The organism is Rhodocyclus tenuis, from assembly GCF_014197755.1.
In the GTDB taxonomy this organism is placed as follows: domain Bacteria; phylum Pseudomonadota; class Gammaproteobacteria; order Burkholderiales; family Rhodocyclaceae; genus Rhodocyclus; species Rhodocyclus tenuis.
In genome coordinates, this window is the sequence record NZ_JACIGE010000002.1 from 241,835 (window position 1) to 266,210 (window position 24,376).

At 65.5% G+C, this 24,376-nt stretch carries 18 protein-coding genes, 1 other RNA gene and 1 riboswitch; of the genes, 6 read left to right on the forward strand and 13 right to left on the reverse strand.

Annotated features, from left to right (window positions below):
• Positions 1 to 75: 75 nt before the first annotated feature.
• The 5 genes from GGD90_RS03745 to GGD90_RS03765 form a co-directional block, all read right to left on the reverse strand.
• On the reverse strand, positions 76 to 1,368 hold the full coding sequence (locus tag GGD90_RS03745) for a branched-chain amino acid ABC transporter substrate-binding protein (RefSeq protein WP_153115934.1): 1,293 nt from the start codon (positions 1,366 to 1,368) through the stop codon (positions 76 to 78).
• Positions 1,369 to 1,550: 182 nt separating this feature from the next.
• Entirely contained in the window at positions 1,551 to 1,895 is a 345-nt protein-coding gene (locus GGD90_RS03750; protein WP_153115935.1) for a c-type cytochrome, read from the reverse strand.
• A gap of 41 nt (positions 1,896 to 1,936) precedes the next feature.
• Positions 1,937 to 4,102, reverse strand: a complete 2,166-nt coding sequence (locus tag GGD90_RS03755; protein ID WP_153115936.1) for a thioredoxin domain-containing protein — start codon at positions 4,100 to 4,102, stop codon at positions 1,937 to 1,939.
• A 225-nt stretch (positions 4,103 to 4,327) separates the two neighbouring features.
• Positions 4,328 to 6,181: a dihydroxy-acid dehydratase gene (gene ilvD, locus GGD90_RS03760; protein WP_153115937.1), complete on the reverse strand. Its 1,854-nt coding sequence runs from the start codon at positions 6,179 to 6,181 to the stop codon at positions 4,328 to 4,330.
• A gap of 124 nt (positions 6,182 to 6,305) precedes the next feature.
• Positions 6,306 to 8,093 (reverse strand): dienelactone hydrolase family protein, encoded by a 1,788-nt coding sequence (locus GGD90_RS03765; RefSeq protein WP_153115938.1) that lies wholly within the window; start codon positions 8,091 to 8,093, stop codon positions 6,306 to 6,308.
• 131 nt (positions 8,094 to 8,224) lie between these two features.
• Here GGD90_RS03765 and lgt point away from each other — a divergent pair, with 131 nt between their 5' ends.
• The 3 genes from lgt to GGD90_RS03780 all read left to right on the forward strand — a co-directional run bounded on the left by lgt (position 8,225) and on the right by GGD90_RS03780 (position 11,449).
• Entirely contained in the window at positions 8,225 to 9,025 is an 801-nt protein-coding gene (gene lgt, locus GGD90_RS03770) for a prolipoprotein diacylglyceryl transferase (protein WP_153115939.1), read from the forward strand.
• A complete protein-coding gene (locus GGD90_RS03775) occupies positions 9,022 to 9,495 on the forward strand; it encodes a VOC family protein (RefSeq protein WP_153115940.1) in 474 nt (157 codons plus the stop codon). Before lgt ends, GGD90_RS03775 begins: the two co-directional genes overlap by 4 nt.
• 166 nt (positions 9,496 to 9,661) lie before the next feature.
• Entirely contained in the window at positions 9,662 to 11,449 is a 1,788-nt protein-coding gene (locus tag GGD90_RS03780; RefSeq protein ID WP_153115941.1) for a hypothetical protein, read from the forward strand.
• Positions 11,450 to 11,545: 96 nt separating this feature from the next.
• Here GGD90_RS03780 and accC read toward each other — a convergent pair whose 3' ends face one another.
• The 4 genes from accC to scpA are packed head-to-tail and all read right to left on the reverse strand — an operon-like array spanning position 11,546 to position 18,295.
• Positions 11,546 to 13,534 (reverse strand): acetyl-CoA carboxylase biotin carboxylase subunit, encoded by a 1,989-nt coding sequence (accC, locus tag GGD90_RS03785; RefSeq protein ID WP_153115942.1) that lies wholly within the window; start codon positions 13,532 to 13,534, stop codon positions 11,546 to 11,548.
• Between the two features lie 20 nt (positions 13,535 to 13,554).
• Entirely contained in the window at positions 13,555 to 15,087 is a 1,533-nt protein-coding gene (locus tag GGD90_RS03790; RefSeq protein WP_153115943.1) for an acyl-CoA carboxylase subunit beta, read from the reverse strand.
• Positions 15,088 to 15,115: 28 nt separating this feature from the next.
• Positions 15,116 to 16,114 carry a methylmalonyl Co-A mutase-associated GTPase MeaB gene (gene meaB, locus GGD90_RS03795; RefSeq protein ID WP_153115944.1) on the reverse strand — a complete coding sequence of 333 codons (999 nt, stop codon included), beginning with the start codon at positions 16,112 to 16,114 and terminating at the stop codon, positions 15,116 to 15,118.
• A gap of 18 nt (positions 16,115 to 16,132) precedes the next feature.
• A complete protein-coding gene (gene scpA, locus GGD90_RS03800) occupies positions 16,133 to 18,295 on the reverse strand; it encodes a methylmalonyl-CoA mutase (protein WP_153115945.1) in 2,163 nt (720 codons plus the stop codon).
• Between the two features lie 123 nt (positions 18,296 to 18,418).
• On the opposite strand from scpA, the gene GGD90_RS03805 reads away from it, so the two are divergent.
• Positions 18,419 to 19,177: a GntR family transcriptional regulator gene (locus GGD90_RS03805; protein ID WP_153115946.1), complete on the forward strand. Its 759-nt coding sequence runs from the start codon at positions 18,419 to 18,421 to the stop codon at positions 19,175 to 19,177.
• Between the two features lie 163 nt (positions 19,178 to 19,340).
• The gene (locus GGD90_RS03810; RefSeq protein WP_153115948.1) at positions 19,341 to 20,120 is read left to right on the forward strand and encodes an enoyl-CoA hydratase/isomerase family protein; all 780 of its coding nucleotides are present in this window, start codon (positions 19,341 to 19,343) and stop codon (positions 20,118 to 20,120) included.
• 62 nt (positions 20,121 to 20,182) lie between these two features.
• Here GGD90_RS03810 and GGD90_RS03815 read toward each other — a convergent pair whose 3' ends face one another.
• From GGD90_RS03815 to GGD90_RS03825, 4 genes are all read right to left on the reverse strand, one after another.
• Positions 20,183 to 20,989, reverse strand: coding sequence for a sulfite exporter TauE/SafE family protein (locus tag GGD90_RS03815; RefSeq protein WP_153115950.1), 807 nt, complete (start codon positions 20,987 to 20,989; stop codon positions 20,183 to 20,185).
• Positions 20,990 to 21,147: 158 nt separating this feature from the next.
• Positions 21,148 to 21,328: non-coding RNA, 6S RNA (ssrS, locus tag GGD90_RS18435), on the reverse strand.
• Positions 21,329 to 21,377: 49 nt separating this feature from the next.
• The gene (locus GGD90_RS03820) at positions 21,378 to 21,740 is read right to left on the reverse strand and encodes a cell division protein ZapA (protein WP_153115951.1); all 363 of its coding nucleotides are present in this window, start codon (positions 21,738 to 21,740) and stop codon (positions 21,378 to 21,380) included.
• 9 nt (positions 21,741 to 21,749) lie between these two features.
• Entirely contained in the window at positions 21,750 to 21,977 is a 228-nt protein-coding gene (locus GGD90_RS03825) for a hypothetical protein (RefSeq protein WP_153115952.1), read from the reverse strand.
• A gap of 205 nt (positions 21,978 to 22,182) precedes the next feature.
• Positions 22,183 to 22,392, forward strand: a riboswitch (cobalamin riboswitch).
• A 127-nt stretch (positions 22,393 to 22,519) separates the two neighbouring features.
• On the opposite strand from GGD90_RS03825, the gene GGD90_RS03830 reads away from it, so the two are divergent.
• Positions 22,520 to 24,367: a TonB-dependent receptor domain-containing protein gene (locus GGD90_RS03830; protein ID WP_153115953.1), complete on the forward strand. Its 1,848-nt coding sequence runs from the start codon at positions 22,520 to 22,522 to the stop codon at positions 24,365 to 24,367.
• The last annotated feature ends 9 nt before the right edge of the window (positions 24,368 to 24,376 follow it).

Here is a 24,376-nt window from a genome sequence, read left to right on the forward strand (position 1 = left end):
GCGTTCAGGGGAAAAGCGCCGCAAGGATACGCGAACGGCGCCCGCAGGCGCCGTCCACGATCAAGCGAGTGTGACTTATTTCTTTTCAGGTGTTGCAGCGGGCGCAGCAGCCGGCGCCGCTTCGGCCGGTTTGGCGGCGTCGGCAGCAGGTGCCGGCGCAGCTTCCGGCTCGGCGGCAGCACCACCGATCGTCTGCAGATACTCCCACTTGCCTTCCTTGACCTGATACAGCGAGATGGCACCGTTCTTCAGGTCGCCGTTGGCGTCGAAGGCAATCTTCGAGCTGACGCCCTGGAAGTCGGTCTTGCCCACTTCAGGCAGGTACTTGGCCGGCTCGACCGAGTTGGCGCGCTTCATCGCCTCGACCATGACATACACCGCGTCATAGACGTAGGGCGCGTAGAGCTGGATCTGGCCGTACTTGGCCGAGAACTTGTCGCCGAATTCCTTGCCACCCGGCATCTGTTCGAGCGGCACGCCCGGCAGCGAGCAGTACTGGCCTTCGGCAGCGGCGCCGGCGAGCTTGATCAGTTCGGGTGTGCAGCCGCCGTCGCCGGTGAGGAACTTCGCCTTCAGGCCAAGCGACTTCAGCTGCTTGACCATCGGGCCGCCTTGCGCGTCCATGCCGCCGTAGAAGACGACATCGGGGCGCTTCGACTTGATCTTGGTCAGGATGGCGGCGAAATCGGTTGCCTTGTCGGTGGTGAATTCACGCGTCACGACCTTGCCGCCGTTGGCGAGGACCGCCTTCTCGAACTCGTCGGCCAGACCCTGGCCGTACGCGGTGCGGTCGTCAATGATGGCGACGGTCTTGGCCTTGATCGCCTGCGCCGCGAACTCGCCGAGCGCATGGCCCTGCTGCACGTCGTTGGCCATGACGCGGAAGGTCGTGGCAAAGCCCTGCTGCGTATACTTCGGATTGGTCGCCGAGCCCGAAATCTGCGGGATGCCGGCGTCGGAGTAGAGCTTGGAAGCGGGAATCGTCGTCCCCGAATTGAGGTGGCCGATGACGCCGTTGACCTTGGCATCGACCAGCTTCTGCGCAACGATGGTGCCCTGCTTCGGATCGGCCTGGTCATCTTCGGCGAGCAGCTCGAACTTGATCTTGGCGCCGCCGATTTCCAGTGCCTTGGCGTTCAGTTCTTCGATGGCGAGACGGGCGGCGTTCTCGTTGTCCTTGCCGAGGTGCGCCTGCGGACCGGTGAGCGGCGCGACGTGGCCGATGTTGACCGTCACTTCCGGCTTCGCGACCGGAGCGGCAGGAGCAGCGGGCGGCGGTGCCGGTTCTTCCTTCTTGTCGCCACATGCGGCGAGGGCCAGAGCAGCAGCGACAGCGAGTGACATGCTGGTAAGACGCGGGAATTGCATGGCTTAACCTCCAGGAGAGAAAGTGATTCGGACAGAACAAAAGCGGGCGCCTGATTCTGCGGAGCGCATCACCCCTTGTCAATAACGGGATGTGCTTAAGGGCTCAGCAAGTTTGTCTGCGAAAACGCCGCACCAAGAAAAAAGCCGGCCACCGGCCGGCATTTTCCCTGCAGAAAAGTCGCTTACTTGTAGTCGAGCGGCTTCTGGCTGAGCACCCACTTGACGAGGGTGGTCGCTTCGTCCTTGGTGACGTTGTTCGCCGGCATCGGAATCTTGGCGCCGAGCTGCTTTTCCCAGACGCCCGCGCCGCCCTTCATGACCTTGTCGGACAGCTTGGCAACCGCACCGGCGTCGCCGGCGTACTTCTTGGCAACCCAGCCATAAGCCGGGCCGACGACCTTCTTGTCCGGGGCGTGGCAAGCGAGACAGCCCTTGGTCTTGGCCAGGTCTTCAGCGCCAGCTGCCTGCGCGCCGGCGGCGGAGAACAGGCCGGCGGCGACCAGCAGCGAAACGTAAATTGCTTTCATCAATGACTCCGTTAGGTAATAAGTTTGAAACCCCGCGGATGTTATTTCAGTTCCCCCGCCTTGAAAAGCTCCTTGATCAAGGATTCGGGGGTGGAAACGGGCGGTAAGCAAGTAACGCGCGTACATACCCAGGCGTTGACGTGATCGCTTTCCGGCAGCCTCAGCGGCGGCGGCAGATCCCGTTCGCCATTGCGCAAGAAGACGACCATTAAATCATCTAGATAGCGACTGCTCAGCGCAGATTTCCAGGGGGCGAACCCGGTCTGCGGTCCGCGCAGGACGACGCGCCGCGGCGGCTGCCGGAACTCTTCGAGCGCCATCAGCCACGACGCGAAGCCGGCCGGCGAACGTGTCGCTTCGTTGTGAAAAAGCGACACTACGCCTTCCACCGCTGCCTGCCAGCGCGTTTCACCGGTGACCTGTCCAAGACGCAGCAGCGCACGCGCGGCAACGGCGTTGCCCGAAGGCGTGGCGTTGTCGTGCCCGGGCTTCGGCCGGTGGATCAGCGGCTCATGGTCGTGACGGGTGAAGAAAAAGCCGCGATAGGGATTCCCCGAGTCTGCGACGAGCGCTACCTGCGCGGCTGGCGGCATACCGACATCGGCGAAAGCGTCGACCAGCTCGTCGGCAAGATCGACCGCAAAGTCGAGGTCGCTGGCAACGAATTCGTCCTGCAGCAACTCGAGGATGGCGGCAAGCAGGAAGGCGTGGTCATCGAGGTAGGCATTGAGCAGGCCGGCCTTGTTCGGAGCTTGGCTGGCGGCCGCGTCAGGCGCCGCTGGCGTGCCGCCGGCGAGCGAAACAGCGTCGTCGCGACAACTGGCGTACAGACGGCCGTCTCGCCACAGCTCGCGGCGCACGCAGGCGAGTGCGCGCCGCGCCGAATCGACCCAGTCGGGACGACCGCAGACGCGCCCAGCATGCGCCATGCCTTCGATCATCAGCGCGTTCCAGCCGGCGAGGATCTTCTCGTCGCGCGCCGGTGGCGGGCGTCGGCTGCGTACGGCAAAGAGCTTCTCGCGCGCCGAGGCGAGCAGTTCGCGGCACTGCGCCGGTGACAGCCCCTGCGCGGCGGCGACTTCGCCGAGTGGCTGTGCGACCTTGAGGTGCCAGCGCCTTTGCCCCTCCTCGTCGGTGAAATTTGCCGGCGCGTCGAGCCCCCAGTGCGCGCTGGCAACGGCTGCCTCGGTGGCGCTCAGCGCTGCGGCAAACTCCGCACGCTGCCAGACGTAGAAGGCGCCCTCACCGCCCTCGGAATCGGCGTCGAGCGAGGCGTAGTAGGCGCCCGAGGGCGACTGCATCTCGCGCAGCACCCATGCGGCCGTCGCCTCGACGACGTCGCGATAGCGTGCGTCGCCGGTCAGCGTCCACGCATCGGCATAGACGCGCAGCAGCTGCGCGTTGTCGTAGAGCATTTTCTCGAAGTGCGGAATTTCCCAGCGCTCGTCGACCGAGTAGCGGCAGAAGCCGCCGCCGATCTGGTCGAACAGTCCACCTTCAGCCATGCGCGTCAGCGTCGTCGTCGCCATCGTCAGTGCTTCCGGCGTACCGACGCGCAGCAGCAGGTCGAGGTCGTTGGCGTGCGGAAACTTCGGCGCAGGGCCGAAGCCGCCGTCCTGCGCATCGAAATTCGCGGCCAGTTCAGCGACGGCAAGCGCCAGCGGGTCGCTGACGAAGTCAGCTGCCGCCGTCGCGCCCTTGCTGACCGTTTGCGCCAGCGCGCGTGTCAGTTCGCGGTTCTGTGCCTCGATCTCGCCGCGGCGCTGCTGCCAGGCGTCGGCAACGGCCAACAGCAGTTCGCCGAAGGCCGGCAGGCCATGGCGCGGCGCCGGCGGAAAGTAGGTGCCGCCAAAAAACGGCACGCCGGTGGGCGTCAGGAACAGCGTCAGCGGCCAGCCACCGGCGCGGCCGGTGAGCATCTGGTGCGCGGTCTGGTAGATCTGGTCGAGGTCGGGCCGCTCCTCGCGGTCGACCTTGATGTTGACGAAGTGCGCGTTCATCAGCGCCGCGGTCGCCTCGTCTGCAAAAGACTCGTGCGCCATGACGTGGCACCAGTGGCAGGCGGAATAGCCGATCGAGAGCAGGATCGGCCGATCCTCGGCGCGCGCCAGCGCCAGTGCTGCGGCGCTCCACGGATGCCAGTCGACCGGATTGTCGGCGTGCTGGCGCAGGTAAGGCGAGGTCTCGCGGGAAAGTCGCTTGCTCATCGTCGGCTCCGTCCATGGCTGCGCGAGAAAAACCCCGGGCTGCGAGTCCGACGGCAAAGGCCGGCGCGAGTTCCACCACACGCGTCATCAGCGTGTGGCGCCGCTGTTCAGGCGAAGGCCATCAGCCAGTCGCAAGGCGACCGTCGCTTTCGCCGGCAATCGAGAAAAGAGCCGGGAGACAGGCCGTGATGCGTGCGGCGGCTACCGCCCTCCGCGCTGCGATCGCTAGCGGCGGCGGATCTGCGTCACGTCGCGCACGGCGCCGCGGTCGGCCGAAGTCGCCATCAGCGCGTAGGCCTGCAGTGCCGCCGACACCTGCCGCTGGCGCTTGACTGGCTGCCAGGCGGCGTCGCCCCTGGCTTCCATGGCGGCGCGCCGGCGCGCGAGTTCTGTGTCGCTGACGGCGAGGTGGATGCTGCGCGCCGGAATGTCGATCTCGATGGTATCGCCCTCTTCCACCAGTCCGATGGCACCGCCGTCGGCAGCTTCGGGCGAGGCGTGGCCGATCGACAGGCCTGAGGTACCGCCCGAGAAGCGGCCGTCGGTGAGCAGCGCACAGGCCTTGCCGAGCCCTTTCGACTTCAGGTACGAGGTCGGGTAGAGCATTTCCTGCATTCCCGGACCGCCCTTCGGGCCTTCGTAGCGGATCACCACCACGTCGCCGGCGACGATGGCGTCGCCGAGAATCGCCGCGACCGCCTCGTCCTGGCTTTCGAAGACACGCGCGCGGCCGGAGAACTTCCAGATGCTCTCATCGACGCCGGCGGTCTTGACGATACAGCCGTTTACCGCAATGTTGCCGGCGAGCACCGCCAGCCCACCCTCACGGCTGTAGGCGCTGGCGAGGTCGCGGATGCAGCCGTGCGTGCGGTCGAGATCGAGTTCCGGGTAGCGGCGATCCTGCGAGAACGCCACCTGCGACGGCACGCCACCGGGCGCCGCGCGGAAGAAGTCGAAGACGCGCATGTCGTGCGCGCGCATCACGTCCCAGAGGTCGATCGCCTCGCCCAGCGTCTTCGCGTGCACCGTCGGCAGATCGCGCTTGAGCAGCCCGGCGCGGTCGAGTTCGCCGAGGATGCCGATGACACCACCGGCGCGATGCACGTCCTCGATGTGGTACTGCTGCGTCGCCGGCGCGACCTTGCACAGACAGGGAACGCGGCGCGAGATGCGGTCGATGTCGGCCATCGTGAAATCGACGCCGGCTTCCTGCGCCGCCGCCAGCAGATGCAGCACGGTGTTGGTCGAACCGCCCATGGCGACGTCGAGCGCCATCGCGTTTTCGAAAGCGGCGCGGCTGGCGATGGCGCGCGGCAGCACGGAGCTGTCGTCCTCTTCGTACCAGCGGCGCGCGAGTTCGACGATGCGCCGGCCAGCTTCGAGGAACAGGCCCTTGCGGTCGGCGTGCGTGGCGACGATGGTGCCGTTGCCCGGCAGCGACAGACCGAGCGCCTCGGTCAGACAGTTCATCGAATTGGCGGTGAACATGCCCGAACACGAACCGCAAGTCGGACAGGCGGAACGCTCGAACTGGTCGACCTCGGCGTCGGAGACCTTGTCGTCGCCGGCCTTGATCATCGCGTCGATCAGGTCGACGGCGATGGTCTTGCCCTGCCACTCGACCTTGCCCGCTTCCATCGGCCCGCCGGAAACGAAGATCGTCGGGATGTTGGTGCGCATCGCCGCCATCAGCATCCCCGGCGTGATCTTGTCGCAGTTGGAGATGCACACCATGGCGTCGGCGCAGTGCGCATTGACCATGTACTCGACCGAGTCGGCGATCAGGTCGCGCGAGGGCAGCGAATAGAGCATGCCGTCGTGGCCCATGGCGATGCCGTCGTCGATGGCGATGGTGTTGAATTCCTTGGCGATGCCGCCGGCCGCCTCGATCTCGCGCGCCACCAGCTGGCCGAGATCCTTCAGGTGCACGTGGCCCGGAACGAACTGCGTGAAGGAATTGACGACGGCGATGATCGGCTTGCCGAAATCGCCTTCCTTGACGCCGGTGGCACGCCACAGCGAGCGGGCGCCGGCCATATTGCGGCCGTGGGTCGAGGTACGGGAACGATAGGCGGGCATGGCGGGACTCCGGAACGGGATGTCGGTGGCAAGGCGGGGCTGCGATGTTGGCGCCGCGCGGAAACCCTGAATTCTACCGAAGACCGCCGCCACCGGGGCGGCGCCCGGCGGGCTGGCGCGACGTTCAGCGCGCCATCACCGGAAAGCTCACCGCGATCAACCAGGCGAAGCTCAGCGCACTGGCGACCGCGCCGATCAGCGGCTGGCCGGTGCGGCGATACACCCATTCGCTGAACAGACCATAGACGAGGAAGAGGACGAGGATCACCGGAATGATGATCACCAGGAAGAACAGCTGCGAGGCATTGACGGCGACGGCGAGCATCAGCGAAACGAGGAAGGCGGCGCGACTCGCTGGCACCAGAGCGCGCGGCGCGCCGACGCCGCGCGTTGCCCATTCCTCGACGACGAAGAAAGGCAGCGTACCAAGCAGCAGCGCGGCGATCAGCGGCGCGCGCGACACGTCCGGAATGAAGTTCGACACCCAGGCGCCGGTCGGCAGGCCGACGGCGAACAGGCTGTAGGCGGAGGTCGCCAGCACGGCGAGCAGCAGCGGCTGCGTGCCGCGAGCGGTGAGCGACGCTGGCGCAGATTCCGGCCCGCCAGTGCCAGCAGCGGGTGCCGCACCAGCGCCAAGCGACAGCACATCCGGGCTGCCGTCGGCCAGTGCCAGACGCGCGGCAACACCTTCGTCGGCAACAAGGTGGCGGCCGATGAACGGTGTTTGCAGAAAGCGGCGCGACACGGAGGCGGCGATGACCGGCGGCCGCTGTTGCCGCCGGCGTGTGCGCTCGACCCAGAGCAGGCCGAGTGCGCTGAGCACGGCGTAGAGTGCGAAATGCTGTACCAGATAGCCACCGAGCAGCAGCGGCAGCAGATCGGCCGGCGCGTACGCCAGTAGCAGCGGTGTCGCAAGCGCCGGCAGCACGATCACCGGCCACGCCTCGCGCCAGCTCAATGCGGCGCCGAGCGGTTGCGGCGACAGCCGCGGCAGCAGGCACGACAAGGGCCAGGCGAGCAGCAGCAGACCGAGGTAAAGCAAGCCGATGGCGCCGCCGCGCGCATCGATGAAAGCGCTGCCAGCGCTGCCGCCGCTGCGGGCAAAGGCATGGTCGAGCCAGTCGGCCGTTTCGGCCAGCGTTTCGCGCGAGTAGAGAACGCCGATATGCTCGACGCCGGACGACAGTACCAGCCGGCGCGCAGTACCGTCGGCAAAGCTGCCGAAGGTTTCGCGTTCGCGCAGCTGCGTCGGCGGCGTTGCCGGACTCGCCTGCGCCACCATCTCACGCCCCTGATCGAGCAGCATCGATGGTTCGAGCGCGCCGTAGATCACCAGCAGGTTCTTCGGCAACGTCGCCGTCACTTCCTTGGAAAAAGCCGAGGCGGCAACCGTGGCAGCGACTTCCGGATGCTCGCGCGCATAGCGGATGACGATGTCGGACGCCATCGAATGACCGACCAGCGCCAGCCGGCCGTCACCCTGCTCAAGCGTGTGGGCGTAAGCGACCACTTCGCCGAGCGACGCCAGCAGCGCGCGCGTACTGGCGTCGAGCGCAGCCTCGTCGTCGGCGCCACCGGCCAATGGCTGCGGGTTGGCGCCATGGCCGGGAAAGTCGAAGCTGAGCGCGACGTAGCCGTTGCGCGCCAGCGTCAGCGCGAAGGGTTGCATCAGTTGCTGCGAACCGGCGAAACCGTGCGCGATGACAACCACCGGCGCCTTTGCTCCGGACGCCGGCGCAAACAGCGTCGCTGGCGTCTGGCCGATGACCAGGCGGCTGACGCTGATGCCATCCGCAGCACGCGTGAAATGCCAGACTGCCGCCGCCAGCGCGAGCAGCGCGGCAAACGCCACCAGCAGCGCCGCTGGATATGCGCCGCCCGAACGGGAGGACTTGCGGAATAACATCGACATGCATTGACTCCATTATCAAGGCAAGGCCGCCGGACGGGGCGGCCCGCTCTGCGCTAGAATCCCGGCATCCGTCATTTTCGTAACGTCCTTGCCGGCTTCCCGCGCAACGGTCGTTTCGACACCACTCCCGCATGCTCGTTCATCCGCAGTTCGATCCCGTCGCCTTCTCGCTCGGCCCACTGTCCGTGCGCTGGTACGGGCTGATGTATCTGCTCGCCTTCGTCCAGTTCTGGTGGCTCGGCCGGCAACGCATCGCCAGCCAGCCCTGGCTTGCGCGCAGCGGCTGGACGGTGACGCAGCTCGACGACCTGCTCTTCTACGGCGTGCTCGGCGTCATCGTCGGCGGCCGCCTTGGCCAGATCGTCTTCTACGACCCCGGCTACTACTTCGCCAACCCGCTGGAAATGCTCGCCGTCTGGAAAGGCGGCATGTCTTTCCACGGCGGTTTCCTCGGCGTGCTGGTGGCGATGGCGATCTACTCGCGCAAGACCGGCCACAGCTGGTGGGAGATCACCGATTTCATCGCGCCACTGGTACCGCTGGGACTGGCCGCCGGCCGCCTCGGCAACTTCATCAACGGCGAACTGTGGGGCCGCGCTGCCGACGCCTCGCTGCCGTGGGCGATGGTTTTCCCGCAGGTCGACGCGCTGCCGCGCCATCCATCGCAGCTCTACCAGGCCGGGCTCGAAGGTCTGGCGCTGTTCGTCATCCTGTGGCTGTTCGCGCGACGCGAGCGGCCGCGCGGCGCCGTTTCCGCGGTTTTCCTGATCGGTTACGGCGCTTTCCGCTTCGTCGCCGAGTACTTCCGCACGCCCGACGACGGCATTTTCGGCCAGTCCTACACGATCAGCATGGGGCAGTGGTTGTCGCTGCCGATGATCGTCGTCGGCGTTGCCCTGCTCATCCATTTCTATCGCAAGGAGTCTCGATGAATCGCCCGTTCAAGGTCCTCGGCATCCAGCAGATCGCCATCGGCGGACCCGACAAGACCCGGCTGCGCAAGCTGTGGATCGAGATGCTCGGTCTTGAGATCACCGGCAACTTCGTCAGCGAACGCGAGAACGTCGACGAGGACATCGCCGCCATCGGCAGCGGTCCGTTCAAGGTCGAGGTCGACCTGATGCAGCCGCTCGACGCCGAAAAGAAGCCGGCCGTGCATGCGACACCGCTCAACCACGTCGGCCTGTGGATCGACGACCTGCCCGTGGCGGTGGAGTGGCTGACGGCACAGGGCGTGCGCTTCGCGCCGGGCGGAATCCGCCGCGGCGCCGCTGGTTTCGACATCACCTTCCTGCACCCGAAAGCCAGCGACGAATTCCCCATCGCCGGCGAAGGCGTGCTGATCGAACTGGTGCAGGCACCGCCGGAAGTCGTCGCGGCTTTCGCCCGGCTCGCCCCTTAAAACCACCGTCTTCCATGCTGCGGATCGCCGGCAAGATCCGCACCGTACTGCGCTACTACCCTGCCGGCGTGGCTGCGAAAGCTGCGCGCGGCAAGCGCGCAACTGCTACGCTGAATACCGCCTGGCGACCCGCCGGGCAGCGAGAACACGTCGAGGACAGCGCCCCATGACCTGGTTCAACCTGCCGCTGACGCAAGACCCGCCGAGCGGCGACGGTGCCAATGCCGCCACTCCCGTCGTCGTTGACGCGGCCAGCGCCAGCGCCTGGCTGGCACGGCAACCGCAGGCCAATGCGCTGGGCCTGCAGAGCTCGCTGCTGCAGGCGCTGGAAGCGATGAACGGCTGGCGCCTGCCGGCGCAAAAGCGCTTCGACGCACTCGAGGCTTTGCGCGAGACGCTGTTTGCCGTCGACGACGAATGCCGGCGACGCTTTGAGCGCAAGCCGCTGCCGCTGGCCGAGAACGAGCAACGGGTGTTCGACACCGCGCGCCGCCTCTGGCACGCCGCGGCGACCGGCTATCTGCACTGCCTGCGCAGCGCGGTCGATGCCACTGCGTCCGGTGGCGATCCGGCTCGCATTACGCAGTTCGCCGCCTGCGTCGCGCACCGCGCGCTGGTCAGCCTGCGTCTCGAACTGACCAACAACCTGCTCGCCGCACACGAAGCCGATGGCACGCTGTGGCGGAATCTGCACGCGATACTGGCGACGGCGGAAGAGTTCGGCGTGCGCGACACGACGGTAGTTGACCGCTTGCTTGGCGAAACACGCGATTCAACGATCGGTGGCCAGTACGCAATGGCGCTGCTGCTTCACCTGGCGCAGGCCTGGTCACTATCGCGCGTGCAGTTCCTGGCTTGCAGCCGCTGGTTTGCCCGCTGGCGCGAGACAGTACCCGTGCTGAGCGAACGCCCACAGCGGGACGACGCCTCCGGCAAAGCCGCTGCGGCAGCGCCGACGCGACTGCTCGCCCTCGACCTCGCGCTCGACCGGGCCCTGCCGCGTCGCGGCGAGGTTCCCGGCATCCCGCGCTGGCTGGTGCTCGACGGCGTACTGCGCAAGATGCGGCAGCGCCGGCGTGCGCTGGCCGAGGGCGAATCGCCGGAAGCGCTGAAACTCGGCAGCGAACTGTCTGCCGACGATTGCAGCAAGCTGCTCGATACGCTGATGGCACGCCTGAAGGAAGCCGCGCGGCGAGCGCCCTTGCGCGCCTGTGACGGAACGAACGGCAGCGAATCCCCGCGTCTCGGCGTCGTTGCCGGCTTGCCCGACATCTATCACTGGTTGGGCGGCCCGACGCTCGCGGCGACAGACGACGCAGCGCTGCGCCTGCAGCGGCGGGAACAGGAACAGATCGCCATCTTCGGCCATGTCGTGCGCAACGAGGCAACGGCGATCACACCTGAAGTCTGGCAGCTGGCGCAGGAAGAATGCGACGCCTGTCAGGCCGAAGACGCTGGTACCGATCCGGCGAAGGCCAACCAGCGCCAGCTCCGCCTGTGCCGGCCGGCCGGCACAGGCAGTGGTCGCCTGTCGCCGCGCGAACTGATCGCAGCCAAGCTGCCCGGCGAAACGGGCGTGCAGTTGCTGCGCGTCGATAGCGTCCTCGCCCGGTTGGACGGATCGCTGTCGCTGCTCGTTCATCTGCTGCCGGGCACGCCACAGGCGCTGCTGGCGGAAGCGCGCGAGCGCAGCGGCGGCCGCCAGCTGCGCGAAACAGCGCTGTTGCTGGCCATCACGGAGTCAGCGGCGGCCAGCGATTCGCTCACCGGCCAGGACGATGTCCCGCAGCCAGGCGACGGCAAACAGCAGTATCTGGCCGTCGTGCCGGCAGGGCTGCCCGGCCGCAGCAGCGCGCTCGCCCTCAATGGCAGCGACAAGCACCGTTATCGGCTGCTGCAGTGCCGCGAACACGGCGTCGGCGATGAAGTCTGGGAGTGCAGCGCCGCGCCCTGAGCTGCAAGAAAAAAGCCGCAGCCAATGATGGCGGCGGCTTTTTGCCGGGCTGCGGGAGCAGGAAAGCTGTCCGGCGCCCGCAGCTGACCCGAGCGCTTATTCGAACTCGATGATCACCTCGTCGACCGACAGGCTCTCGCCGGTCTTGGCGACGATCTTCTTCACCTTGCAGTCCTGCTCGGCCTTGAGGATGTTTTCCATCTTCATCGCCTCAATCACCGCCAGCTTCTCGCCGGCCTTGACCTCCTGACCTTCGCGCACGGCAAGCTCGCGCAACAGGCCCGGCATCGGCGACAGCAGGAAGCGTGACAGATCGGGCGGCGCCTTTTCCGGCATCAGCGCCAGCAGTTCGGCAGCGCGCGCGGTGACGACGGTGAGGTCGATCTGCGCGCCCCAGTGGAAGAAGCGGTACTTCATGCGGTGGCGTTCGAGCTGCAGCGTGAATTCCTCGCCGTTGCAGATGCCGCGCATGATCGGCTCGCCGAGGCGCCAGCCGGAAACGATCTCGAAGTGACGTCCCTGGTAGTCGACCAGATAGCCGCCGTCGATCGGCCGGGCAACGACCTGATGCTGCACACCGTCGCGCAGGACGACCCAGTCGTCGCCGACCTTGCGCTCGTGGCCCGGCAACTGCCCGGAGACGTGCGCGGCGCGGTCCATGAAGCGGCGATGCACGAAAGCGGCAACCGAGATCAGGAAGGCCGGATCGTCGGGCGGCACCATCGACGCGTCGAAGCCCTTCGGGTATTCCTCGGCGATGAAACCGGTATTGAACTTGCCCGACTGGAAGCGCGGGTGCTGCATCAGCGCCGACTGGAACGGGATGTTGGTGTTGATGCCGCGGATGACGAAGGCGTTGAGCGCACCGCGCATGCGCGCAATGGCCTGCGCGCGGTTGGTGCCATGCACGATCAGCTTGCCGATCATCGAGTCGTAGAACATCGAGATCTCGCCGCCCTCATAGACGCCGGTATCGACGCGCACGCGGCCTTCGATTTCGGCGGGCGGCTCGAACTTCACCAGACGTCCGGTCGACGGCAGGAAGCCGCGGAACGGATCTTCGGCGTTGATGCGGCATTCCATCGCCCAGCCGTCGCGGCGGATGTCTTCCTGCGCGAAGGGCAGCGGCTCGCCAGCGGCAACGCGGATCATCAGTTCGACGAGGTCGAGACCGGTGATCATTTCGGTGACCGGATGCTCGACCTGCAGACGCGTGTTCATTTCGAGGAAGTAGAACGAGCGGTCGGCACCGACGACGAACTCGACGGTACCGGCCGACTGGTAATTCACCGCCTTGGCCAGTGCCACCGCCTGCTCGCCCATCGCCTTGCGCGTGGCGTCGTCGAGGAAGGGCGACGGCGCTTCTTCGATCACCTTCTGGTGACGGCGCTGAATCGAGCACTCGCGTTCCCACAGGTAAACCGTGTTGCCCTGCGCGTCGCCGAGCACCTGGATTTCGATGTGGCGCGGTTCGACGACGAACTTCTCGATGAAGACGCGATCGTCGCCGAAACTGTTACGCGCTTCGCTGACGCAGGAGGCAAAGCCTTCGTGCGCTTCCTTGTCGTTGTAGGCAACGCGCAGGCCCTTGCCGCCGCCGCCGGCGGAGGCCTTGATCATCACCGGATAGCCGATGTTTTTCGCGATTTCGACCGCCTCGTCGGGGCCGGCGATGGCCGCGTTGTAGCCGGGGATGGTGTTGACGCCGGCCGCCATTGCCAGCTTTTTCGACTCGATCTTGTCGCCCATTTTGGCGACCGAATAGTGCTTCGGGCCGATGAAGACGATGCCTTCCTCTTCCAGGCGACGCGAGAACTCGGCGTTCTCGGAAAGGAAGCCGTAGCCCGGATGCACGGCCTCGGCGCCGGTCTGCTTGCAGGCGGCGATGATGTTGTCCATCACCAGATACGACTCTTTCGACGCCGCCGGGCCGATGCAGACGGCTTCGTCAGCGTACTCGACGTGACGCGCGTCGCGGTCGGCTTCGGAATAGACGGCGACGGTGGCGATGCCCATCTTGCGGGCAGTCTTGATCACGCGGCAGGCGATCTCGCCGCGATTGGCAATCAGAATTTTCTTGAACATGGGTCCTGTCCTCTCGCGGCTCACAGCGGAATGTTGCCGTGCTTGCGCCACGGATTTTCGAGCTTCTTGTCGCGCAGCATGGCGAGCGAGCGGCAGATGCGCTTGCGCGTTTCGTTCGGCATGATCACATCGTCGATGAAGCCACGCGCGCCGGCGACGAAGGGGTTGGCGAACTTGGCCTTGTACTCGGCTTCGCGTCCGGCGAGCTTGGCGGGGTCGTTCTTTTCCTCGCGGAAAATGATCTCGACCGCGCCCTTCGGACCCATGACGGCGATTTCGGCCGACGGCCAGGCGAAGTTCACGTCGCCGCGCAGGTGCTTCGAGCTCATCACGTCGTAGGCGCCGCCGTAGGCCTTGCGCGTGATCAGCGTCACCTTCGGCACCGTGCATTCGGCGTAGGCGTAGAGCAGCTTGGCGCCGTGCTTGATGATGCCGCCGTATTCCTGCGCCGTGCCGGGCATGAAGCCGGGAACGTCGACCAGCGTCACCACCGGGATGTTGAAGGCGTCGCAGAAGCGGACGAAACGCGCCGCCTTGATTGAGCTCTTGATGTCGAGACAGCCGGCGAGCACCAGCGGCTGGTTGGCGACGATGCCGACCGGATTGCCGTCCATGCGCGCGAAACCGATGATGATGTTCTTGGCGTAGTCGGGCTGCAGTTCGAAGAAGTTACAGTCATCAACCATCTTGATGATCAGCTCCTTCATGTCGTACGGCTTGTTGGCGTTGTCCGGCACCAGCGTATCGAGCGAGAAGTCGAGGCGGTCGGCCGGGTCGTTGGTCTTCTCGACCGGCGGCTTCTCGCGGTTGTTCGCCGGCAGGTAGTTCATCAGCCGGCGCAGCATGTTCAGCGCCTCGACATCGTTCTCGAAAGCGAGGTCGGCAACACCCGACTTGGTGTTGTGCGTGACAGCGCCGCCGAGCTCTTCGGCGGTAACCTCTTCGTGCGTCACCGTCTTCACCACTTCCGGGCCGGTGACGAACATGTACGAAGAGTCCTTCACCATGAAGATGAAGTCGGTCATCGCCGGGCTATACACCGCGCCGCCGGCGCAGGGGCCCATGATCATCGAGATCTGCGGGATGACGCCCGAGGCCATCACGTTGCGCTGGAAGACGTCGGCGTAGCCGCCGAGCGAGGCAACGCCTTCCTGGATGCGCGCGCCGCCCGAGTCGTTCAGACCGATCACCGGCGCGCCGACCTTCAGCGCGTGGTCCATGATCTTGCAGATCTTCTCGGCGTGCGCTTCCGACAGGGCGCCGCCGAAAACGGTGAAGTCCTGCGAGAAGACGAAGATCAGGCGGCCGTTGATGGTGCCGTAACCGGTGACGACGCCGTCGCCCGGAATCAGCTGCTCGGCCATGCCGAAGTCGTTGCAGCGGTGTTCCTTGAACATGTCCCATTCTTCGAAGGAATCGGGATCGAGTAGCAGCTCGATGCGTTCGCGGGCAGTCAGCTTGCCCTTCTTGTGCTGGCTGTCGATACGCCGTTGACCGCCGCCGAGGCGCGCAGCGGCGCGTTTCTCGTCGAGCTGGCGGATGATGTCGTGCATGAAGTGCTCCCTAAGTTCGGATTCAGAATCAGCGAACCTGCAAATGGTCGAGCAGGGTTTGCGCAGCTGCGGCGGGCGTCGTGCGCCCGGCCGCGACCGCTGCGGAGAGGGGTTCGAGTTCGGCGCGCACTGCCGGATGGGCGTGAAAACGCCGGCGCAATCCGGAATCGATCTGCGCCCACATCCAGTCTAGTGCCTGCCGCTGGCGGCGGGCGGCGAATTCGCCGCAGGCCGTCATGTTTGTCCGGTAACGTTCGATTTCAGCCCAGAAGGCGTCGATTCCCTGCTTCTGCAGCGCCGACAGGACCAGCACCGCCGGCCGCCAACCGGCGATGCTCGGGCGCAGCATCGACATTGCCGTCTGCATCTGGCTGCGCGCGACAGCGGCGGCGCGCGGATCGATGTCGGCCTTGTTGATGACGACGAGGTCGGCGATCTCGACGATGCCCTTTTTCATCGCCTGCAGATCGTCACCGGCGTTCGGCAACTGCAGCAGGACGAAGACATCGACCATGCCGGCGACGGTGGTCTCGCTCTGACCGACGCCGACCGTCTCGACGATGATGACGTCGAAACCGGCGGCTTCGCAGACGAGGATCGCCTCGCGCGTCATCTCGGCGACACCGCCTAAGCTGCCCGCCGACGGGCTCGGCCGGATGAAGGCTTCCTCGCGCTGGCACAGGCTTTCCATGCGCGTCTTGTCGCCGAGGATCGAGCCACCTGAAATCGACGACGAAGGATCGACAGCCAGCACCGCCAGCCGATGGCCGGCGTCGAGCAGGTGATTGCCGAGTGCTTCGATGAAGGTCGATTTGCCGGCACCCGGCGAGCCGGAAATGCCGATGCGGATCGAATTGCCGCTGTGCGGCAGCAGCTCAGCGACGACAGCGCGCGCGCGCTGCTGATGATCGGCACGAGTCGATTCGATCAGCGTGATGGTCTTCGCCAGCGCGCGCCGGCCACGCGTGCGAACGCCGTCGACCAGTGCCTGATCAACGGGCGAAAGCGACGGCGTGGGCTCGCGCATCGGGCCGGGCCGTTTGCGTCAGTCGGTAATCTTGCGGATCTCTTCGAGCACGCGGCGCGCCGAATCCTCGATCCGCGTTCCCGGACCGAAGACGGCACGTACGCCGGACTGGAAGAGGAAGGCATAGTCCTGCGCCGGCACGACACCGCCGACGAAGACGATGATGTCGTCGGCGCCCTGCGCCTTGAGCGCCTGGATCAGCGCCGGCGCCAGCGTCTTGTGGCCGGCGGCCAGCGTCGACATGCCGACGGCGTGCACGTCGTTCTCGATCGCCTGCCGTGCGGCTTCTTCCGGCGTCTGGAAGAGCGGACCGACGTCGATGTCGAAGCCGAGGTCGGCGAAGGCGCTGGCAACCACCTTGGCGCCGCGGTCGTGACCGTCCTGGCCGAGCTTGGCGATCATCACGCGCGGCCGGCGGCCGGTTTCTTCGGCGAACTGGTCGATCTCGGCCTTCAGCGAGTTCCAGCCATTGTCGTCTTCGAGCACGGCGCCATAGACTCCGGAAACGGTTTGCGTGGTGGCGCGGAAACGGCCCCAGACCTTTTCCAGCGCGTCGGAAATCTCGCCGACCGAAGCACGCGCACGCACCGCATCAACGGCCAGCGCGAGCAGGTTGCCTTCGGCGCCGGCGGCGCAGTTGGTCAGCGCCGCGAGGGCTGCCGTCACCGCCGCATTGTCGCGCGTGGCGCGGATCTTTTGCAGCCTGACGATCTGTGAATCGCGCACGGCGACGTTGTCGATGTCGAGAATCTCGATCGGCGCCTCTTCGGCCAGCCGGTACTTGTTCACGCCGACGATGACGTCCTTGCCCGAGTCGATGCGTGCCTGCTTGTCGGCAGCGCATTCCTCGATCTTCAGTTTGGCCCAGCCCGATTCGACCGCCTTGGTCATGCCGCCCATGGCTTCGACTTCCGCGATCAGCGCCCAAGCCTTGTCGGCGATGTCCTGCGTCAGCGACTCCATCATGTACGAACCACCCCAAGGATCAACGACCTTGGTGATTGCCGTTTCTTCCTGGATGATCAACTGCGTGTTGCGCGCGATGCGCGACGAGAACTCGGTCGGCAGCGCGATTGCTTCGTCGAGCGCGTTGGTGTGCAGCGACTGCGTGCCGCCGAACACCGCAGCCATCGCCTCGATGGTGGTGCGCACGACGTTGTTGTACGGGTCCTGCTCGGTCAGCGACCAGCCCGATGTCTGGCAGTGCGTGCGCAGCATCAGCGACTTCGGATTGTTCGGCTTGAAATCGCTCATGATGCGGTGCCACAGCAAGCGGGCAGCGCGCAGCTTGGCGACTTCGAGGTAGAAGTTCATGCCGATGGCGAAGAAGAACGACAGCCGGCCGGCGAAGGCATCGACATCGAGCCCCGACGCGAGCGCGGTCTTCACGTACTCGCGGCCATCAGCGAGTGTGAACGCCAGTTCCAGCGCCTGCGTCGCACCGGCTTCCTGGATGTGGTAACCCGAAATCGAGATCGAGTTGAACTTCGGCATGTGCTGCGCGGTGTAGCCGATGATGTCGGCGATGATGCGCATCGACGGCGCCGGCGGGTAGATGTAGGTGTTGCGGACCATGAACTCCTTGAGGATGTCGTTCTGGATGGTCCCCGACAGCTTGTCCTGCGCAACGCCCTGCTCCTCGGCGGCGACGATGTAGCCGGCGAGCACCGGCAGCACGGCGCCGTTCATCGTCATCGACACCGACACCTTGTCGAGCGGGATGCCGTCGAACAGGATCTTCATGTCCTCGATCGAGTCGATCGCCACGCCGGCCTTGCCGACGTCGCCGGTAACGCGCGGATGGTCTGAATCGTAGCCGCGGTGCGTCGCCAGGTCGAAAGCGACGGAAACGCCTTGCGCACCGGCGGCGAGCGCCTTGCGATAGAAAGCGTTGGACGCCTCAGCGGTGGAGAAGCCGGCGTACTGGCGGATCGTCCACGGCCGCACCGCGTACATCGTCGCCTGCGGGCCGCGCACGAAGGGCGCAAAACCCGGTAGCGTATCGGCGTTCGGCAGACCGGCGACGTCGGCTTTGGTGTACAGCGGCTTGACCGCGAGCCCCTCGGGCGTTACCCAGGTCAGCGCGTCGACGTCGCCCCCCGGCGCAGATTTGGCGGCGGCTTTCTTCCATGCGTCGAGCTGCGTGGAATCAAACTGGGCGGGCTTGCTCGATTGGGACATGTAAGAACCTTTCACGAAAGCGGATCGACGAAGCGCCTGCCGACGCCTGCCGGGCATCGACGCCGGGCAAGACAACGCGCGAGCTTGACACTCGAAACCCTTGATAATACTGTATCCATAATTATGAATGCAAGGCCGCAACCACCCAATTCGACGCCTGTCGGCGACGCCGGAAACAGCGCCAGAAACGGCGACGCTCCGGGCGGCGTCGCGCCCCCCGCACGCATCGCGCAGACCGCCCTTTATCTCGAAGTCGCCGAGCGGCTGCGGCAGAGCATTTTCGCTCACGAACTGGCACCGGGCGACTGGGTCGACGAGCAGGCGCTCGCTGCCGATTACGGCATCAGCCGCACGCCGCTGCGCGAAGCGCTCAAGGTGCTGGCCACAGAGGGACTGGTGACCCTGAAGCCGCGGCGCGGCTGCTATGTGACCGAAGTTTCCGAGCAGGACCTCGACGACATCTTTCCGCTGATGGCGATGCTCGAGGGTCGCAGCGCCTGGGAAGCCGCCCGCAAGTGTCAGCCCGAAGACCTCGCACGACTCGAGGAAATCCACGCCAGGCTCGAGTCCTACGCCGCCGCCAACCAGGTCGACCTGTTCTTCGAAGCCAATCAGGACTTCCACCGGCTGATCCAGGAGCTTTCCGGCAATCGCTGGCTGCTGCAACTGGCGCAGGATCTGCGCAAGGTACTCAAACTGACGCGCATGTATTCACTCACCGTCGACGGCCGCCTGCAGCAAGCCATGGCCGAACACCAGGTGATCATGGCCGCCCTGCGCCAGCGCGATGCCGACGCCGCCGAAGCAGCGATGCGGGATCACCTGCTCGCCGGCCGCAAGGCGCTCGCCCGTCCACTCGGCGCACGCCCCCCGGCTGCTTGAGCTTTGGGCACTACGGCAAACCGTCAGCACAGCGCCAAAATGATCGGCCCCGTATTCAGACCAGCGACGCCGCTGCTCGCCCGGGAAACGGCTGCTCCGCTGCGCTGCGCAGTGCAGCCTCCTGCGCCTTGACCTTCTTTCATCACTACCTACGTCAATCATCATGAGCGGTCGCATTCTCTGTCAGATCAACAACAACACGGCCACGGTCACACTCGACCATCCGGCCAAACGCAACGCGCTCGACCTCGGCATGTGGCGCGCGCTGGCGGCAACGCTGCGCAGCCTTGCTGCCGACGACACGCTGCGCTGCGTCGTCCTGCGCGGCGCTGGCGGCGAAGCCTTTGCTGCCGGCGGCGACATCGAGGAATTCCTGACCGAACGCGAAACGCTTGAACACGCGCAGATCTATCACGCCGAAGTCGTCGGCGCGTTGCGCGCCATCGCCGAGTGCCCGCACCCGACCATCGCCGCCATTGAAGGCCCCTGCATGGGCGGCGGCCTCGAAATCGCCAGTCAGTGCGACCTGCGCCTGTGCAGCAAGACGGCGCGCTTCGGCGTGCCGATCAACCGGCTCGGCTTCTCGATGTATCCGGAAGAAATGCAGGGCCTGCTGCGCCTGGCCGGACCGGCAACGACGCTGGAACTGCTCATCGAAGGGCGCATCCTCGACGCCGACGAAGCGCTGATGCGCGGACTGGTGACGCGCGTCATTCCCGATGCGCAACTCGACGCCGAAGTCGACGCCTGCGCCCGGCGCATCGCCGAAGGCGCACCGCTGGTCGCGCGCTGGCACAAGCAGTGGGTACGCCGCCTGCAAGCCCCGGAAGCGCTCAGCGCCGACGAGCTGCGCAGCTCCTTTGCCTACCTCGACAGCGCCGACTATCAGGAAGGGCTGCACGCCTTCCTCGAGAAACGCAAGCCGGAGTTTCGCGGCTGCTAGAGCGGCGACCGGTACGCAGAGGCGCCGGCGTCAAACACACGCCGGCGCATTGACGAGCGCGCTCAGCCGGCGGTGAAGATGTCGAACACCATCTTCGTCGCCAACAGGATGAGCAGCACGGCGAAAACCCGTTTCAGCGTCGCTACCGGCAGACGATGCGCCGTCTTCGCGCCGAGCGGCGCCGCCAGCATGCTCGCCACCGCTAGGCAGGCCAATGCCGGCAGATAGACAAAGCCCAAGCTCCACGGCGGCAAGCCGGCATGGCCCCAGCCGTTGAAGATGTAGCCGAGCGATGCACCGACGGCGATCGGAAAACCGATCGCCGAAGACGTACCGATCGCGTTGTGTACACGCACATTGCACCAGGAGAGGAAGGGCACGGTGAGCGCGCCGCCACCGATCGCCACCAGTGCCGACACCGCGCCGATGCCGGCGCCGACGCCAAACAGCCCGCCTTTGCCCGGCAGCTCGCGCGTCGGTTTCGGCTTCAGGTTGAGCAGCATCTGCAGCGCGACGATGCAGACAAAGGCCGCAAAAAAGATCGCCAAAGGCTGCGCCGGAACGCGTGCAGCGAGCAGCGTGCCGGCCAGCGTACCGCAGAGGATTCCCGGCGTGATCGTCAGCACCACCGGCCAGAGCACGGCGCCATGCCGGTGATGCTCGCGCAGACTGGAAAGCGAGGTGAACAGGATCGTCGCCATCGAGGTGCCGAGGGCAAGATGCAATATCTCGCCAGCAGGAAAACCCGCCTGCGCCGCAAACAGCATCACCAGCAACGGCGTCATCACCGTACCGCCGCCGATGCCGAGCATGCCGGCAAAAAAGCCGGCAAAGAGGCCCAGCGCCAGATAGGACAGCAACCAGATCAAGCAACGCTCCAAGCCGGACCGGCGACGATGAACGGGCAAGCAAGGGAACCGGCGGCGTACATCGGCTCACTCCGTTTCGCCTTGCCGGAGCCGATGCATCAAAGGCAGGCCCAAAGTAGAAACAGCGCGGAAAGCAGGCTTTCCGCGCTGTCGCATTCTGGCTCCCCGCGAGTGCCGTCAGGCCGGCATCCTGAACCTGGGTTCAGTTTGGCCACTTCCCTCCCGCTTCAGGCACACCCGGCGAAGGGCGCGCACAACAGCGGTTTCAACGGTCAGCAGCCGACGCCATACAGCATTGGTTCAAGGAATGTATGACCTTGACGAACACCGCAGGGAACACTTGGCGGAGGCAGGCAGACGGATCGGCAATAACAACTCCGAAGACCCGCTAGAGCAGCTTTTCCTGTGGCCGGAGAACCACGTCAAGCTGTGCCTCCATGTCGACGATTCTACGACGGACCGCGCCGAAATCCAAACCCGGATTTTTCGCTATGTCAGTGTGCTCAGCGCCGGTTTTTGCCAGCCGCGCCTGCTCGTCGCGGAAGCTCAGGTGTTCGTGAGCGATGTTGAGCGCGGCCATGACGGCGATACGCTCGGCGATATTGCTCTTCGTCTTCTCGGCGATCTCGTGCATCTTGCCGTCGACCAGCGCGACCGCCGCGAGCAGCGCCTCGCGCTCGTTCGGCGGACAGGCGACGCGGTACTCCTTGCCGAGCAGAGAGATATCGAGGAAGCGGCTTTCGTCGGACATGGCGCAACCTCAGTCTGTGCACGCCGGATCGGCAGCGTCTTCAGCCGAACCCGGCAGTTGCAGCGCGAGCGCCTCAATGCGTTCGCGCGCCAGGTCCATGCGCTGAATCGCGCGCACCCGGTCTGCCTCGGCGGCCGAGAGCTGCAGGCGCAGCTCCGAATTCTCGGCGCGCAGTGAACGGCACAAGGCCGCCACTTGGGCGATCTTGCTCTCGAGCGCGTTGAGTTCATTGACCATGGCGGCGAATATAGAGGGAAAAACCACAACCGGTCAAGGACTAAGCTGCTTTTTTGAAAGTTGTTTATCGGAAAAGCACAGGGCCGGCGCAAGTCGCTCGTTGCAGCCAAACAACGCCGGCAGCGGCCCGGCAGCGCGCTTTCCTGCGCGAACGACGCCGCGTAAGGACGCCACGCCTATAATTCGCGCTCTTGCCGCCTGTGGGCGGCAAGACAACGTGCAAGGTGCCGCGCGCGATTTCTTCGCAGCGGTTAAACGGGAAGCAGGTGCGCGTCCTTCAGGGATGCAAAGCCTGCGCTGCCCCCGCAACGGTCAGCGAGTGCGGGTGCGTCGATATGCCACTGGGTGAACACCTGGGAAGGCGACGCATCAAGACTCGCGAGCCCGGATACCGGCCTTGGCACGAAGAGCGGAAGCGTCGCGGGGAGGCGACGGCGGCAGCTGGGCCTTGGCACGCCCGACCGACGTTTCTCTCCCGATGTTTCCACACATCGATCATCCGGTACGCGGGGACGCCTGCCGGAGTCAGGGAGAAAACATCCATGAAGCATCAGAAGCCCCTTCGGCACGCCACGGCCGGCATTACCCTGCAGTGCATCGCTCCGCTCGCCGCCGCCCTTGCCAGCTGCTTTGCATCCGGCGCGCAGGCAGCTGACAGCGACACCATTTTCGTCACTGCAACGCGCCAGGAAGCACGCAGCAACGAACTCCTCTCCGACGTGACGGTGATCTCACGCGAGCAGATCGAACAGGCCGGACAGACGAGCATCGAGCAATTGCTCGCGCAGCAACCGGGCATCGAGTTCTGGGCCAATGGCGGCCCAGGAAGCAGCAGCAGCGTATCCATTCGCGGCGCCAACAGCGACCACACGGTAGTTCTGATAGACGGCCAACGCTTCGGCTCGCTCATGGGCGGTCCCGACTTCTCGCGCCTGCCACTTGCACAGATCGAGCGCATCGAAATCCTGCGCGGCCCAGCGTCATCGCTCTACGGCGCCGACGCCATCGGCGGCGTCATCCAGATATTTACTCGCCGCGGCGAAGGCCCGGCGCGCATCAACGCCAGCACCGGCTACGGTAGCTACGGCACCAGCGACAGCACGCTCGGTGTCTCCGGCGGCAACGAGACCGTCTCCTACAGTCTGCAAGCCGGCCATTACGAGACCAAGGGCTTCAGTACCGTCCGCAATCCGCAAGCACCTTGGGGCATCTATAACGCCGACCGCGACGGCTTCCGCAACCAGAGCACCAGTGGCAGCCTCGCGATTCGCCCGGCAGCTGGCCACGAAGTTGGCGCCAGCTTCCTGCTCGCCAACGGCAAGAGCCACTACGACGACGGCGCCACCAACGACAAAGCCGCCCAGCAGGATATCGGCAGCGTGTCGCTCTACTCGCGCAACCGCCTGACTAGCGACTGGACCAGCACGCTGCGCGTCGGACGCAGTTTCGATGACTCGACCAATCTCAACAACGGCATCGCTGCCGACGTCTTCCACACCCGCCAGGACCAGGCTTCCTGGCAAAACGACATCCAGCTACCGCTTGGTCGGGCACTGATTGCGACCGAATATCTGAAGGAAGAGCTTTCGGCAACGTCGGCGGCTCTGTCGCGTGAACGCAGCGTCAAGTCCCTGCTGACTGGATGGAATGGCAGCATCGGCGACAATCGACTGCAGTTCAACCTGCGCCACGACGACAATTCGCAATTCGGCGGCAAAACCACGGGATCAGCCGCATACGGCTATCAGTTCTCTCCCGAATTGCGCGCCGGCATGTCCTATGGAACGGCATTCAAGGCCCCTTCGTTCAGTCATCTTTATTATCCCGGCTACTCCAACCCGAATCTCAAGCCGGAGAACTCGCGCAACGCCGAAGGCAGCGTGACTTGGGAAAAGCAGGGGCAACGCTTGTCCGCTACCTACTTCCATAACAAGGTCGAGGATTTGATCATCTCGCCGCCGCCGACTTACCTGCCGAGTAACGTTGGCAAAGCGACACTCTCGGGCACCTCGCTCGCCTACCGCGGCAGTCATGGCGATTTCTCCGGCGGCGTCACGATCGACCTGCAGCGCGCGCGCGATGACGATACCGGCCGTCGCCTGGCGCACCGTGCCGACGAACAGTTGAAAGTCCACCTCGCGTGGACCCACGGCGTAACGAAACTCGGAGGCGAGTGGCAGGCAGTCGGCGATCGTTTCAACGACGCCACCAACAGGCAACGTCAAGGTGGCTATGCCCTGCTTAACCTGTTCGTCGAACAGCGCCTCGACCGCGAATGGACGCTATTCGCCCGTGCGAACAACATTTTCGACCGCGATTACGAAATTGTGCGCGACTACGGCGTCCCCGGCGCCAGCGTTTTCGTCGGCGTCCGCTACCAGCAGAAGTAGCCAACACGC